The sequence below is a fragment of the Roseburia sp. AF25-13LB genome (assembly GCF_003478915.1).
GTDB lineage: Bacteria > Bacillota > Clostridia > Lachnospirales > Lachnospiraceae > Roseburia_C > Roseburia_C amylophila.
The window spans coordinates 31870-46208 of the sequence record NZ_QUFO01000008.1; the positions used below are offsets into that span (position 1 = coordinate 31870).

11 protein-coding genes are annotated in these 14339 nt (G+C 43.3%); all 11 read right to left on the reverse strand.

Annotated elements, in window-relative coordinates; genetic code table 11:
• Nucleotides 1-3 precede the first annotated feature (3 nt).
• Complete coding sequence (locus DWY37_RS11355; protein WP_117698084.1) at nucleotides 4-2160, reverse strand: type II secretion system protein; 2157 nt, start codon at nucleotides 2158-2160, stop codon at nucleotides 4-6.
• A 27-nt stretch (nucleotides 2161-2187) separates the two neighbouring features.
• Nucleotides 2188-2778, reverse strand: coding sequence for a pilus assembly FimT family protein (locus DWY37_RS11360; protein ID WP_117841983.1), 591 nt, complete (start codon nucleotides 2776-2778; stop codon nucleotides 2188-2190).
• Nucleotides 2779-2785: 7 nt separating this feature from the next.
• On the reverse strand, nucleotides 2786-5002 hold the full coding sequence (locus DWY37_RS11365) for a hypothetical protein (protein ID WP_118544534.1): 2217 nt from the start codon (nucleotides 5000-5002) through the stop codon (nucleotides 2786-2788).
• A gap of 12 nt (nucleotides 5003-5014) precedes the next feature.
• Nucleotides 5015-6118, reverse strand: a complete 1104-nt coding sequence (locus tag DWY37_RS11370) for a type II secretion system protein (RefSeq protein ID WP_118541426.1) — start codon at nucleotides 6116-6118, stop codon at nucleotides 5015-5017.
• A 55-nt stretch (nucleotides 6119-6173) separates the two neighbouring features.
• Nucleotides 6174-6941, reverse strand: coding sequence for a hypothetical protein (locus DWY37_RS11375; RefSeq protein ID WP_117841986.1), 768 nt, complete (start codon nucleotides 6939-6941; stop codon nucleotides 6174-6176).
• Nucleotides 6934-8637, reverse strand: a complete 1704-nt coding sequence (locus DWY37_RS11380; protein WP_117841987.1) for a pilus assembly protein PilM — start codon at nucleotides 8635-8637, stop codon at nucleotides 6934-6936. The genes DWY37_RS11375 and DWY37_RS11380 overlap by 8 nt, the downstream gene beginning before the upstream one ends.
• Nucleotides 8638-8714: 77 nt before the next feature.
• The gene (locus DWY37_RS11385; RefSeq protein WP_330416538.1) at nucleotides 8715-9473 is read right to left on the reverse strand and encodes a prepilin peptidase; all 759 of its coding nucleotides are present in this window, start codon (nucleotides 9471-9473) and stop codon (nucleotides 8715-8717) included.
• Between the two features lie 31 nt (nucleotides 9474-9504).
• On the reverse strand, nucleotides 9505-9969 hold the full coding sequence (locus DWY37_RS11390) for a type II secretion system protein (RefSeq protein ID WP_118541424.1): 465 nt from the start codon (nucleotides 9967-9969) through the stop codon (nucleotides 9505-9507).
• A gap of 77 nt (nucleotides 9970-10046) precedes the next feature.
• On the reverse strand, nucleotides 10047-11261 hold the full coding sequence (locus DWY37_RS11395) for a type II secretion system F family protein (protein ID WP_118541422.1): 1215 nt from the start codon (nucleotides 11259-11261) through the stop codon (nucleotides 10047-10049).
• Nucleotides 11262-11379: 118 nt separating this feature from the next.
• Nucleotides 11380-12438, reverse strand: coding sequence for a type IV pilus twitching motility protein PilT (locus tag DWY37_RS11400; RefSeq protein WP_117841989.1), 1059 nt, complete (start codon nucleotides 12436-12438; stop codon nucleotides 11380-11382).
• 20 nt (nucleotides 12439-12458) lie between these two features.
• The gene (locus tag DWY37_RS11405; RefSeq protein ID WP_117698074.1) at nucleotides 12459-14153 is read right to left on the reverse strand and encodes a GspE/PulE family protein; all 1695 of its coding nucleotides are present in this window, start codon (nucleotides 14151-14153) and stop codon (nucleotides 12459-12461) included.
• Nucleotides 14154-14339 lie beyond the last annotated feature (186 nt).

Here is a 14339-nt window from a genome sequence, read left to right on the forward strand (position 1 = left end):
AAGCTAGTTTGCCTTCAATGTATTAACCAGATCCATTACACTGCTTTTTTCCATAAAGGAGAACTCCCTGTCTCCCCGACTATTTACATGCAAATTTTTTGCTATTACAACACCCCGGCAATAACCCGCCTGACCTTCAAAATAAACATCTCCTTCCGGTGCATAAATCAGCCCGTCAAAAGTAGTAATTCCTTTGAATTTCAAGCTATGTTCTCCCTTTATATAAATCACCGTATCACTATTACAACAAATAAAAGGTGCATCAAGTTCAACATCTTTATCAATAATAATAATTCCCTCTAAATTAAGTATCTTAGAACTTTCATACCTTCCCGGTCCGTCCTGTGTAAATTCATTTACGCCAGACAGCGTACGCTCATTCTCACCTGTATGCTGCTCCGATGGTGTAAGTTTATGCGGCTCGCCGGTATTTGCTATCAACCCATTGATTCCGGAAGTAAGATTCGTAAATTGTAATGTTGAATCTGCTATCATTACCGGTCCCCTGCAATGTACACTTGACCAGAACCAGTTCTCCTGATCTGGAAAATATGTTGTTTCCACAATATATGGGAAATCCAATTCCTCCGCCACATGAATTGTAACAGAATCATAGCCTGTATGCCATTGATTTCCAGCTTTGACTGTAACATAAATTTCACCATCCTCAGCTGTTTCATCAATACTTATTTTTATCTTTTCATCATCTGTTCCAGAGGTCTCAAAAGTATAGGAATCCTTATTTATATTCCCGCCTTCTTTAAATTCATAACTACGTTTTGTTCCAATATCGAACCTCTTTAATGCTGTAGACAAATTCACGGTGTCTCCAGGATGTACCCAATAATCCAAACCATTTGATTTATCAAAATATACAACATCACCTGCTCCAGCTATTTCAGGCGAATCCACCACCTCTATATAAACCATATCTTCATACGGCTGACCATCTACTATACCGCTAATCTTCACTGTATATTCTCCTAAAGGTGTCCCCGGATACTCTGTTTTCACACATCTCGCATTCATCAAATCCAATGATGGATATCCTCCTGCAACTGTTACAGAATCTGCGGGATTCACCGAAAGTAAATCCAATGGATTACTTTCCCAGGTAATAGAACCACTTAATGTTCCATTCACCCTTGCATAGATATACATTGATTTTCCTCTTTGCAGCCAGTATTTCCGAATCTGGCCTAAAGACAGCTTCTTGCCATGTACTACTGTTACTTCCGCCGTTCCTGACTTGGTGGTATCCTGTACCGATGTTGCTGTTACCGTTAAGGTCTTTGCCTTCTCATCCATGCTGATCCACAGCAGTCCATCCGCTGAAATAGTGGTAAGGGAAGACGTATTTCCGGAAAGACTCCAGGTTACCTCCTGGGATGGTGAATTATTACCATAAACAATTGCCTGAAATGCCTTTCTTCCGCCAGGCCGCATCATAACCGTCTGTGGCAGAACCTTAACGCTGAGTACGGATGAAATGACCGGTGCTGCATCCGGTGTATAAGGTTCCCCATTTACTACAATCTGGTTACGCAGATACACTGTAGTATCCGCTCCATAACTTTTCTCTCCACTGGCAAGAGCAACAGACACTGTTACCTGACGCAGTGAAGTTACTTTCGTCAGATCAATGGAAAAATCTGTTACATGCGTTGCCAGATCCTGTTCTTCTATATTTTCAGTTACCGTTCCTGCCGCATCAATAGTCTCCTGCTTATATGTCAGCTTCTCTGTGGATTTTGTCCACAAAACGGTCTCTTTTGTATATCCGGTATCGGTGGTCTTATAAATCTCCAGCCATTTTCTGGTCAGTCCTGCTGCTCCACCCGGATAAAGGCTGTCCTTTAAAATTTCCGTGCCGCTTCCACTCTCTGATACATCTGCATAATAACGAAGTGCACTGTCTGTATCGATAATATAACTATCCATCTGGGATAGGAGAATCTGTGCATCCTCCTGTAAGTCTGCTTCATCGGTTACTTTTCCATATGTTCTTGTGGAGAAAATCAAAAATGTGCCGATTAATCCACCGACAATTGCCACAATCGCAATTCCCACCAGCAGTTCAACCAGCGTAAATCCTTTATTATCATATATCCCGCATTTTCTGATTTCACAATACTTCTTTGAAGCTTTCCTGTGGTCCACTTTGTTTTCCTCCTCCCTGCTTTTTGCTTACTGTATCTCATGTCTGCCGGTGGCAGCACTTATTTTTATCTGCATATCACGGTCTGACAACTTCAAATATATACCAGTATAATAGCTTTCCACACTGTTTACCTTTACGGTCTTAACCGCCCCCGTACTTCTGTCATAGAGAAATTCTGCCGCACTGCTTAAATTACTCTCACTGCCCTGATTGGATAATGTAACATCTGATACTGCTGTCCCGTCTTTTCCTTTATAACTTAGCGTAATCGTCAACGGTTCTTTTCCAAGTGAATACTTTTCCAGCACCTTGTCCTCAGTTACACGGTAAATATTTCCGTCCCGGCAGGATTCCTTTATCATTGCTGCATAATATTCTCCATTTAATTCATAGACAATAAGACCTGCAGTATCACTCTTACTCATAGACTGAACCATAGCTTTATCCAGTGCCGAATCCAGTCTTTCCGCAGCATGACGCAGTTTCCATCCATTCTGTGAGCCGGTAAGCAGAAACGCTCCCACAGAAATAATTGCAAGAATCGCCACGGTAACAATCAGCTCTACCATCGAAAATCCACTATTCTTTTTTCCGCTTATACGATTCCCTTTCTGCATCTTATCTTTACTCCTTTGACCAGTTCTGATAGGTTACAAGCTTCGTTACATCCACGGCATCCTCTCCGGTATATGCCTTTCCAATACTGCCTACATAGTACTGGCTGTTCTTCAATACCTGTGACAGAATATAGGTATCTGACCCCTTCTTATATTCGGCATTCTGAATGACTCTGGCAGCATCCTGCATATCAGATGACACTGTTGAACTGCTGCTTCCCGGCATGCCAAAGGTCACCTGGCCACCACTTAAAATTGTGCCGGAGTAATCTGCTGTAACCTTCACATCTCCGGTTGCAATGATAAGCGGTACATTCTTTCCACCCAGAAATGAAGCATCCACCTCCAATGCTGATGCACCTTCATTATCTGTTACGTATGCCACCTGCCGGACTCCATCCCCATCGGTAAATTCAAATTCTACTGCTCCGGATGTGCCGGTAATTTTTTTCAGTCCGTCTACATCCACCAGATTTTCAAACACAGTGGCTGCTTTCTGCTCCGTTGTAAGCCTCTCATAATCCTTTGTCAGTGAAATATTATAAGAAGCATACATATCCTGCCAGCCGCTCTGCAGTCCGGCATAATAACCATCCTCGTAAATATCGTCTAATCCATTACTTATGGTTGTCGGCTCAATGGTTCGGATTCCTTTTGTATCCCAGACAAGAATGCTTCCGTTGGTAATCTTCTCCACAGTGCTGCTCTCCCGGATAGATAATTCTGCGTCATCCACATAAAGAGACAGGTACTGCTGCCTTGTGGCTGCATGGTCTGCATCATTGTAGTATGCAAGGTCAAATGCCGCAGCTTCCTTTGCATTCTCGAATTTTAAGAAATAATAAACCAGACCATCTTTATATAATGGTGTGATATCAAAAGCATGATAATTTTTTAACACTTCATAATTAATATATTTTTCCGGAGCTGTTGCAAAATCACTCTTTGCCATAAAATCTTCCGCTACCGTTGTGGGATTGGTAGTCTTTATAAGGAAACAGTCTGCCGGTGCAAGATATGCTGTCTGGCTGCTCTTTACAGCCAGGGATTCTCCCATCATGGCATTGCCGCTTCCGATATAGGCATTTCCTGCTAACATCAGTGTCTTTAATCCATTCATGCGGATACTTGCCTTGCCACTGTCTGCAATTCCATTGATAATCATGGCACTGCTGTATGCCGCCTTATTGGCATTGACTTCTTCTGTAACTACAGATGCCGCTGCCTTGGCAGTCTCCGGATTACCGTAGCCATAATATTCTCCACGCAAGGTAACATCACCGCTTCCGGTAATCGTCAAATCATCCGATACATATGTACTGCCGGATAAGGACAGGGCTGCGTTGCTGTAAACATTGAGATTATCTGCCCATATCGTAGCTTTGGTATCTGTTGTAAAAGAGCCTTGGTTTTCTACCGTAAGTCCACCTCTGGTAATCAGCGTCTTGCGCAGTCCAAGCATTACACTTCCACTGTTATCAATGTGGAATCCATTCCGGTCACTGCTGCTCCCGGTATAATAATCGCCTGCGTATACATTGCCATTCATGGTAAGTGTGCGGTTTCCATTGTTTACCCAGACACCTTCATCTGCTACCACACAGTAATTCAGCAAATCCGGTACTGATGTTGACTGGATAAAGTTTACCTGTGGATAGCTTAATACAAGATCTGTATCTACAACTGACTCATAAGCATCTGCATCCTTATAAGAAAGCTCCAGATTCATAATCACAAGACCGGACTGTGTTACCACAAAATCTGCATCTTTGCCATCCTGTGTTGTAAGTCTGGCTCCGGTACCGGTTGCTGCTTCATAACGGTGGGACGCACCGATATAATTCTCAAGATAGCCGATATCATAATGGGTATCATCCATGGTCTGCCCGATTTTCTTCTTTAACTCCTTCCGGTACAATTCCCGGAAGGTGCTCTGGCGCACAGCATCCTGATAACTGCTGGCAGAATATTGTGACATAACAGAAAGATATGCCGTGGTTGCTGCATCTGCTACATCCTGCTGCAGACCGGTACGTATCTCATCCATTGCTGCTTCTGCATCATAGAAATTATCCGCAGACTTCTTATATACTGACTTCATCTGTATATTCATCAGAGAAAGAGACAGTACTATAACCACCAGTATGCTTACCAGTGCCACTGTTCCAATGACCATGACCAGTGACATTCCTCGATTGTCCCGTGATTTCTTCCATCTGTTCATTGTTTTCCCGCCTTACTTCATTGCCGTTCCTGTTAAGGTAATTGATTTTTCCGAATCTACCGGTTTAACGGTTACTTCTACTGTATAAAGTCTGGCTGCATCTGCCTTTGCAGCCTCGCCCATCTTCTGAAAACCAAAGGCGCTTTTAGCTGTAGCTGCTGTAATACTGCTTCCATTTCGTTCTATACTACCGATGTCTGTCTTATCATCTACAGAAAGATTTGTATGAATCTGTGTTGCTGCCACTGTTGATGGAGCACTTTCTATAATACTGACTGCAAGTGGTGTATCCTGCGAGCCCTGACGGATAAGATATACATCAACCGGAATATCCTGTCTGTTTTCGATTACCACCTTCTCCTGCGTTCTGTACATATCACCGGCTGTTCGAAGTGCCGGAATATAGCACACATAAAGACTTCTGAGATCTGCTCCGGTCAGCACCGAATCAAATATGGTCAGGGTCTGGGGTGTTCCGATTGTATTTCCGGAAGCATCACTGTATGTTACCGTCTGGGTAACGGTATATCTGCCGTGATTTTCCTTTACTGCAAAGCGATATTCCGTTCTGCATGCATTCAGCAGTTCTTCCGCCTTCATGCCCAGCGAATCCGCATTTTCATCTATTATGTCAAATCTTGCATTCTTGTCCTCTACATAAACAGCATCCCGGCTGTCATCCATAACAGAAATCTCCGGGATACCCTGTGCATTATATGCTTTTTCATCCGTACCATCCAGATAGGTCTCCTGCGATGGTGTCATTACTGCCTTAACATCATATGCCCTGCCATCAAAGCTGTAATTGCTATACTCAGCCTCATAAACCGGAAGATCCACACCATCTATCGTAACCGTGTCTCCCGATTTCACACCATAGCCTTCAACACCTGCTGCTTTTATTTCTTCCATAATATTTTCAGCCAGCGTAGTCGCATTTAAATTCTGTCTTGCCCTGGCATTGGTCTGGGCAGATGTTACAAATGCTTTCAGCAAAGGAACTGCACACAGTACGAGAATCGCTACGGCAATCAGAATTTCCACTAATGAAAATCCCCGGTTATTTAAATTACGTTTTAATTTATGTTTTAACTTTCTGCTATTATAACCGCTCATACTGTCTCTGCTCCTTTCTGCTTTTCACATTTTCTTCTATACTGTCCGGCTTTTCTTACCGCCTGGTATCCGTTCCTGTGGTACCTGCTGTTCCTGTAGTACCTGTTGTTCCTGTGGTATCTTCCGTACCTGCGGCATCCGATGGAGCTGACGGAGTAATCGTTCCCGTTCCAAAAATATTATCTGTTCCTAAGGATACCCCATCAATAGTTAATGGTTCATATGGTTTCTCACTTCCGTAAAGATAATACATATTTACCGTCATGTTTCCTTTCAGTTTTCCGGTTTCTTCATCCGGACCGAAGCTTGCTGTATCCACAGACATCTTGAAATTATTCTTCTTTAATCCACGCAGGCAGTTCTTAAGCTGTGTATAATCACAGTCACAGTCAAGATTTACCACGGTACGATATAACAATTTACCATCATCTGCCGGATTGCTTCCATCTTCATTCATTTCATAAACCATTTCGTCTGACTGAAGACCTACACCGGTAACATGAAAGCCATACTCTTTTTCAAGGCTTCTGGCAAACATAATCTTATCCTCCGAACGGATCTCTGATGGAATTGCATCCATTACCTCCTGCATTTCCTGTGTCATGGAATCTGTATATGCCTTATAAGTCTCCTCGTTCTGCTTCATGGTCTGCATAACCTTTACTTCTCCACGCACCTCATCTACCTGGCTCTTTAAATTTTTATTTGCCTTCTGGACATTCAGATATCCAAACTGGTAGATTAAGAAAAATAATACTATGCCGCCTAATACAAATATCAGTTTTAATTCCCTGTCGTTTACTTTCTTATTTTCCTTATTCATTGTCTGCCTCCCCACTTTCGGTACTGCCTTCCATATCCGGATAAATATACTGGTCACCATTCATATAGGTCTCGACATCTTCTTCCGGTGTGGTCTCGGTATCAATGGAATCATCTGCTGTACCATTTACATAGGTACACATCACTGAAAATGTTACCGTAATTTTACCGTTCTCATCTGTGGATTCTGTAATTCCGTTGGTCGTTACACTGCGGAAAGCATCGAAGGTTGCAAGATTCTGCAAAATCTTTGCTGCTTCTTCCTTTGTAGATACTTCAATGTCCATGGAAATTCCCTCTCCATTACTGGTAAGGCTTGTTACCTTTACACCGGATGGGAATTTTTCTTCCATTTCTTCAATGGCATCTGCCAGTGCATCACTGACTGTCTCTGTCTTGCCATTCATTTTTGTCACATCATCATACTGGCTCTTGGTATCCACATATGCATTATAAATATCCTGTATATATTCCAGTTCATCCTTCTGCTTATTCAGAGTATTCAGTTCGTGGGATAATGCAATCCTCTGTACTCCGGATAATGCCAGCAATATCACAGCACATGCCACGCAAAGCAGACCAATCAGCTTTGCCGCAAGCAATTCGCGTTTTTTCTTCTCTTCTATAATCTTTGCAGTCTGTGCCGAACCAAACACAAAGTCTAATGGCTGTATTGCTGCTCCATAGCAGGCTTCATACATGGCATCAAATCTGCCTCCGGATGTACGGAAACCGTTTAAAACATCTTTTTCCTGTAAATGTACCGGAAGATTCAATTCCATGGACATCAGCCTGTCCAGTCCCTTGATATAAGCTCCGTTACCAATCAGGAAACACTCTTTTACTTCTGCCCCATTATTTCTGGACTGATAATAATCTAATACACGCCGGATATTGCCAATCATCGGACGCAGTGCTTCTACCGCTTCTGCCCGCATGGCATTCATGGCATCTTCCGGTGCCGCCTGGTTTGTATCCAGACAGTCTGTCTGCTGTAATATATCCATCGCTGCCGGATACTGTTCCTTCGGGAAAAGACCGGAATCCACTACAACCTTCTCTACTTCTTCAAAGCCATAAAATACTGTTCTTTGTAATACAACCATTCCCTGATTGATAATCGTAATCATGGTTGCATTATTGTCTAATTTTACAGAACAGCAGATATTATTTCCTACCGCTTTATGTATCATCTGGAAAATACTGTTTCCCACATAATCAAGTGCTGTAAGTTCCAGGGAGCAGAAATCTGCCAGCTCTTCATAAGACTGTACCAGATCTCCCGGCACAGCAAATACATATAATTTTCTCTTCTTTACCGTGTCCTGCTGTACCACACCTTCATTCCGGTATACCAGCTGGTACCGGGATAAATCTACCGGGAAGAAATCTGCTGAATTTGTATTCAGGAAATCCTTGATACGGTTTTCTTTTATCATCGGAATCAGCACTTCACGGCTTGCTATCTTACCGGAATTAACTACGAATAAAGTTTTCCGTGTCTTAATCTTATTTGCATCCAGAAGCTTATGTAAGGCTGTGCGGAATTCCTCACTCTTACGCACACCGGCTTCTCCAATTACACCTACCGGAGTCTGAAAGCTAAAGCTTCGATATACTTTCGGATTCTTCACCCGGTAATCCATCTCCAATACATGGGTTACATCAACACCTATTTCTATACTTAATATCTTCATCCTTCACTCACCTTTCGTGATTATAACTGGAAAGCATACCTATGCTTCATACACTTTCCACTTATAATCACTCTTTTCTACATAAAAAGTCCCAGATACCAGTCTATCATCCCATTCCCCCACAGGGCGGCAATAAATATCCCGACCGATAAGTATGGACCCAGCGCCAGCATTCTGCCGGCACCACATGCCTTCATCCGGAACAGATGCACCACAGAGCCCGCAATACATCCCATCACAAATGCAAGAATAATCAACTTCCATCCGAGAAGCAGCCCGGCAGCCGCCATCAACTTGATGTCTCCACCACCGATTGCTGCTCCTCTGGTAAGAAGTGATAATAACAGCAAGAACAAGCTCACTGCAAAGAAACCAATCATCAAGGTTCCTCTGTCCCCTTTCCCAAATACGCACCGGATAACCCCCAGTACAAACAGGAACACATTGATTCCAAAAGGAATCTCATAGGTGCGGTAATCTATCACACTAAGTACGATTAACGCAGAAGTCATAAGGCAGTATAAAATACTGTCCCAGCTAAAATCTGTTGCATAAAATACAACTACATAAAGGATTCCATTGAGTGCTTCGACGATAGGGTACTGCTTTGACAGCTTCGAACCACAGTAACGGCATTTTCCCTTTAAGAAAAGATAACTGAACAGCGGCACTAAATCATACCATTTCAACCGGTGCCCGCAGCTCATACAGTGGGAACTCTCCCGGACGATATCTTCTTTCTGCGGTATCCGGTAGATACAGACATTTAAGAAGCTTCCGATGACGATTCCATATATGAAAATAAATACTGTAATGAGTGCAGGCATTGGTGTCATGGTATGTAGTGTCCTTTCTTAACTCAGTGGATTATTTTTTCCACTTATCTGCATCTTTACCTTCGATGGATGGAGATATCTTGGTATCGGTAGTAGCACTATATTCTGAACCATCCGAGCTTTCTGGTGCAAGATATACAGCAACCGTACCCTTGTCATCACAGCTATACATAAATTTATAGGTGGAATCTACTTTACATGTAGGTGCTGCTTTTCCCATATCTAATGCCTCTGCAACATCTTTGTCTACTATATGCTTGTTTCCATCATAAGTCATACCTGTTGGTGCATTCCCCTGAGAATCTGCGTACTGAGCTGCTACTGCATTGTAGATGTTCTCTGCCTGCTGGATATCTCCGGATACTTTGGAGCTGCTGATGTACTTAACAAACTGAGGAATTAAGATTCCTGCTAAGATTGCCATGATGGCAATAACGATGATTAACTCAACTAATGAAAAGCCTTTGTTGTTCTTTCTGTTTCTAATCTTGTTCATAATGCTATTCTCCTTCTTGTATAAATATAAATATTTTATCTTAAAATTCCGCCCCTATTACGGAATCTTAATTCGTTTTACATGTTGCCGAGCTGGTTGTACATAGAAAGCATCGGCGCATATATTGCTGCAATCAGAATGACTACGATAATTGCCATTACTACGATAATCATTGGTTCCATTGCCGCCATAACCGTCTGGGTAGTCATCTCAACCTCTTCATCATAATAATCGGCCAGCTTGTCTAACATGCCCTCAATATCACCGGTTTCCTCGCCGATAGAAAGCATGTGGATTACCATAGGCGGAAACAGTCCGCCCTTCCGCAGCGGTTCTGATAACGGAACACCCTTTGCCACTTCCTCTCTTGCTGACTGCAATTGCAGCTGGAAGTGACGGTTCTTCATCAGCTTGGTGACTGCATCAATTCCATGAATCAATGGAATTCCTGCATACATTAAAGTACTTAATGTACGGGCAAACTGTGAAGAATATGTCTTTATGTTTAACTTACCAAACATTGGAAGCTTCATGGCTATTTTGCCAAAGAACAGCTTTCCGCTCTCTGTCTTGCGCCATTCCCGGATACCAAGCGCAATCAGCAGGATTCCTCCCACGAAAAGATACCAGAATTTTGTAATTACATGGCTCATGCTCATCATTGCCCGGGTGATGCCCGGCAGCTGCATGCCTGCCTGCTCAAAGGTTGCTGCATATCCCGGTATTACCTTTACTACCATCAGAATGACGATTAATACTGCTACAATCAGCAGTACTACCGGATAAGCCAGTGATTTTTTCATTAAGCCGGACAGTTTTGCCGTCTTATCAAACTGCACTGCCATACGGCTGAAGGAAAGCTCGATATTACCGGAGGTCTCTCCTGCCGCCACCATATTCACTAACATTTCCGGGAAAATCTCTCCCTGATGTCCCATAGCTTCGGATAGTGTCTGTCCTTTTTCCACTTCGGTACGTACTTCATGAAGTGCAGCGGAAAGCCTCTTATTTTCCGTCTGTTCCTCTAACATTCCAAGGGCATCAATTACCGTAACCCCGGCTTCTATCATACTGACAAACTGCCGGCAGAACACGCTTAAATCCCTTGGTTTTACTTTCCGCCCAAAGCTTAATTTAATATCCTTTTCCAACATTCCGACTTCCTTTATGGATATTAAAGTAAGTCCGTTTTTCTTAAGCTGGGCTGCTGCCTTGTTCTGATTTTCTGCATCAATGGTTGCCTTCTTCTCTTTTCCCATGGCATCCACTGCTATATATGAATAACTGGGCACCTTCTCATCCCCCTTACAGTATATTTATCGGTTAAATTTCAAATTTGTTAACCATTTTTCTCATTCTACGGTATCCACGGAAGCTGCTGTTAACAGTTCCCTGCAGATGCTCCGCAGTTTAGAATAGCGTTACCTTCTGCTGCATAACTGCCGGCTCCTGTGCAAAACTTACGGCATCTTCTGCTGATATCTTATTCTGCATATAAAGGTCATAAATAGCATCATCCATTGCCTGCATGCCAAGCTTCTTGCTGGTCTGTATCATAGACTGTATCTGGAAGCTCTTTCCTTCACGTATCAGGTTACGGATTGCCGGAGTGGCAAGCATGACCTCGTAAGCTGCCACACGTCCGCCGCCTTCCTTCGGCAGAAGCTGCTGGGCGATAATTCCTTCAATAACACCTGACAGCTGTATCCTGGTCTGCTGCTGCTGATGCGGTGGAAACACGTCAATGACACGGTCAATGGTTGCTGCTGCACTGTTGGTATGCAGGGTTGAAAATACCAGATGTCCGGTCTCTGCCGCCGTAATCGCAATACTGATTGTTTCTAGGTCACGCATCTCCCCCACCAGAATTACATCCGGGTCTTCACGCAATGCGGCGCGAAGTGCTGACGCATAACTCTTACTGTCGTAACCGATTTCCCTCTGCAATACAATTGACTTGCTGTGAGGATGCAAATACTCAATCGGGTCTTCCAGTGTAATAATTGTCTTAGCATATGTTTCAGAAATAATATGTATCAAAGACGCCAGTGTGGTAGATTTACCACTTCCGGTCGGTCCTGTTACCAATACCAGCCCACGCTTGCGGTTGGTCAGGTCAACCACAGATGGTGGAATACCAAGCCGCTTTGCTTCCGGTATCTCAAACGAGAGTATACGGAGTGCTACCGCATAAGTACCTCTCTGACGGAACACATTAAAACGCACCCTGTGAAAGCCTGCGATAGAATACGCAAAATCCAGTTCTCCATTTTCCTTCAGCTCTGCCTTCTGCTCTTCCGTCAACAGCGGTTCTATCATTTCTTCTATTTCAAATGGTTTTATCTTCTCATCTGATGCAGGAACCAGTTCTCCATCAATCCGGAACATCACCGGGCTTCCCGGTGCAAGATGGATATCGGATGCCCCTTTTTCATTTCCTTCCCGCAAAAACATTTCTATTCTGTTCATTGTAAAATCCCCAGTTCTCCTTAATCCTCAGCAGATACTCCCACCAGCTCTGACACAGAAGTAATTCCTTCTAAAACTTTACGTCTGGCTCCCGCTGCAAGAGTTTCCATTCCATTTTCTACTGCCAGATGTTTGATTTCGGCAGTGGAAGCATCTTTTGCTATAGCGTCTTTCATTTCCGTGCTGATTTCCATCATCTCATAGACACCGATTCTGCCCTTATATCCTGTATTGGCACACATCGGGCAGCCCTTTGCTTCAAAAATCATCGTCTCATCCAAATCATCCAGATTCAGAAGCTTGCGTTCGTATTCTGTCGGCTTATGCGGCTGTTTACAGTTCGGACAGAGTCTCCGCACCAGACGCTGGGCAATTACACCAATTATGGAATCCGCAAGGAGGTATCCCTCTACGCCCATATTTAACATTCGGGTAATGGTTCCTGCCGCACTGTTGGTATGCAGGGTACTTACTACCAGATGTCCAGTAATAGAAGCCTGTACCGCAATCTCTGCAGTTTCTTCGTCTCGGATCTCTCCAATCATGATAATATCCGGATCCTGTCGCAGGATTGAACGCAGTGCAGATGCAAAGGTCATATCCGCTTTGGCATTTACCTGTACCTGATTGACGCCGTCCAGATTCGCCTCTACCGGGTCTTCTACTGTGATAATATTAATATCCTCTGTATTCAGTTCAGAAAGTGCTGTGTAAAGCGTCGTTGATTTACCACTTCCGGTTGGTCCTGTTACCAAAAGGATTCCATTCGGATGCTTTAACATACGATCAAAGCTTTCCAGCTCCCCCGGGGTAAATCCAAGTTCCCTCTTATCCTTGGTCAGTGCTTTCTTCTGTGCAAGACGAAGTACACACTTCTCTCCATAAACCGTTGGCAGGATTGATACACGGATATCATATTCCACACGATCTACCACAAGGGTAATTCGTCCATCCTGTGGTTTTCTTTTTTCTGATATATCCATGCCGCCAATAATCTTGATACGTGCTGTAATTGCATTCAGAAGCCGGATGTCGTAGCTCGCCTTCTCATATAACACACCATCAATCCTGTAGCGGATTCTTACACGGCTTTCCAATGCTTCTATATGTATATCACTGGCACGCTGTCTTGCTGCCTGCTCAATCATGGCATTTACCAGAAGGACAATCGGGGAATTTGCAATATCTTCATCATTCTCCTTCTCCTGTTCCCTCTGCTCTTCCTGCCGGCGCTCCAGTGCATATGCCTCAGCCACCTTCCTTGCTTCACTGCTTCCATAGAAACGGTCAAGGGTAAGCATAATATCATGGGTTGTGGCAATTACCGGTGCGACCTGCAGATTAGTAATAATAGAAAAATCATCAATTCCACGCATATCCATCGGGTCGGCCATTGCCACACGGACTTCATTCATATTATTCGGTGAAAAGCCAATTGGTACCATGACATATTTTCTCAGAACTGCCACGTCCACCAGCTTTAGCACATTTTCTTCTATCTGTATTCCACTAAGCGAGACTATTTCCAGTCCAAGCTGGCTTGACAGTGCCTTGGCAATATCCGTCTCATTGGTATAACCCAGCTCTACCAGAACCTCACCCAGCCGCTTTGTAGTCCCCTTTTTCTTCTCTAATGCATCTGAGAGCTGCTCATCTGTAATAATCTGTTCCTCAATCAGCATATCCCCCAGACGTTTCTTCTGTCTGCTTTCCATTCTCTGCCACTCTCCAAATCATTCTTCACATATCATGATGTGACAAAAATCATCATTATTTTATTATAGCCATTCTTTATATGCTTTTCAACAAAATTTCTATTTTTATTCGCTTTTTTTCGTAATTTTTGTCTATTTTTTTGTGTTTTTAAGTAAAATTCAGGGATAGACAAATGTCTCTTTTGT

What these genes read in the sequence shown, in the direction of transcription:
- DWY37_RS11360 (WP_117841983.1), bottom strand. Translation starts at nt 2,778, where the DNA reads ATGCAGAAAGGGAATCGTATAAGCGGAAAAAAGAATAGTGGATTTTCG.
- DWY37_RS11365 (WP_118544534.1), bottom strand. Translation starts at nt 5,002, where the DNA reads ATGAACAGATGGAAGAAATCACGGGACAATCGAGGAATGTCACTGGTC.
- DWY37_RS11370 (WP_118541426.1), bottom strand. Translation starts at nt 6,118, where the DNA reads ATGAGCGGTTATAATAGCAGAAAGTTAAAACATAAATTAAAACGTAAT.
- DWY37_RS11375 (WP_117841986.1), bottom strand. Translation starts at nt 6,941, where the DNA reads ATGAATAAGGAAAATAAGAAAGTAAACGACAGGGAATTAAAACTGATA.
- DWY37_RS11380 (WP_117841987.1), bottom strand. Translation starts at nt 8,637, where the DNA reads ATGAAGATATTAAGTATAGAAATAGGTGTTGATGTAACCCATGTATTG.
- DWY37_RS11385 (WP_330416538.1), bottom strand. Translation starts at nt 9,473, where the DNA reads ATGACACCAATGCCTGCACTCATTACAGTATTTATTTTCATATATGGA.
- DWY37_RS11390 (WP_118541424.1), bottom strand. Translation starts at nt 9,969, where the DNA reads ATGAACAAGATTAGAAACAGAAAGAACAACAAAGGCTTTTCATTAGTT.
- DWY37_RS11400 (WP_117841989.1), bottom strand. Translation starts at nt 12,438, where the DNA reads ATGAACAGAATAGAAATGTTTTTGCGGGAAGGAAATGAAAAAGGGGCA.
- DWY37_RS11405 (WP_117698074.1), bottom strand. Translation starts at nt 14,153, where the DNA reads ATGGAAAGCAGACAGAAGAAACGTCTGGGGGATATGCTGATTGAGGAA.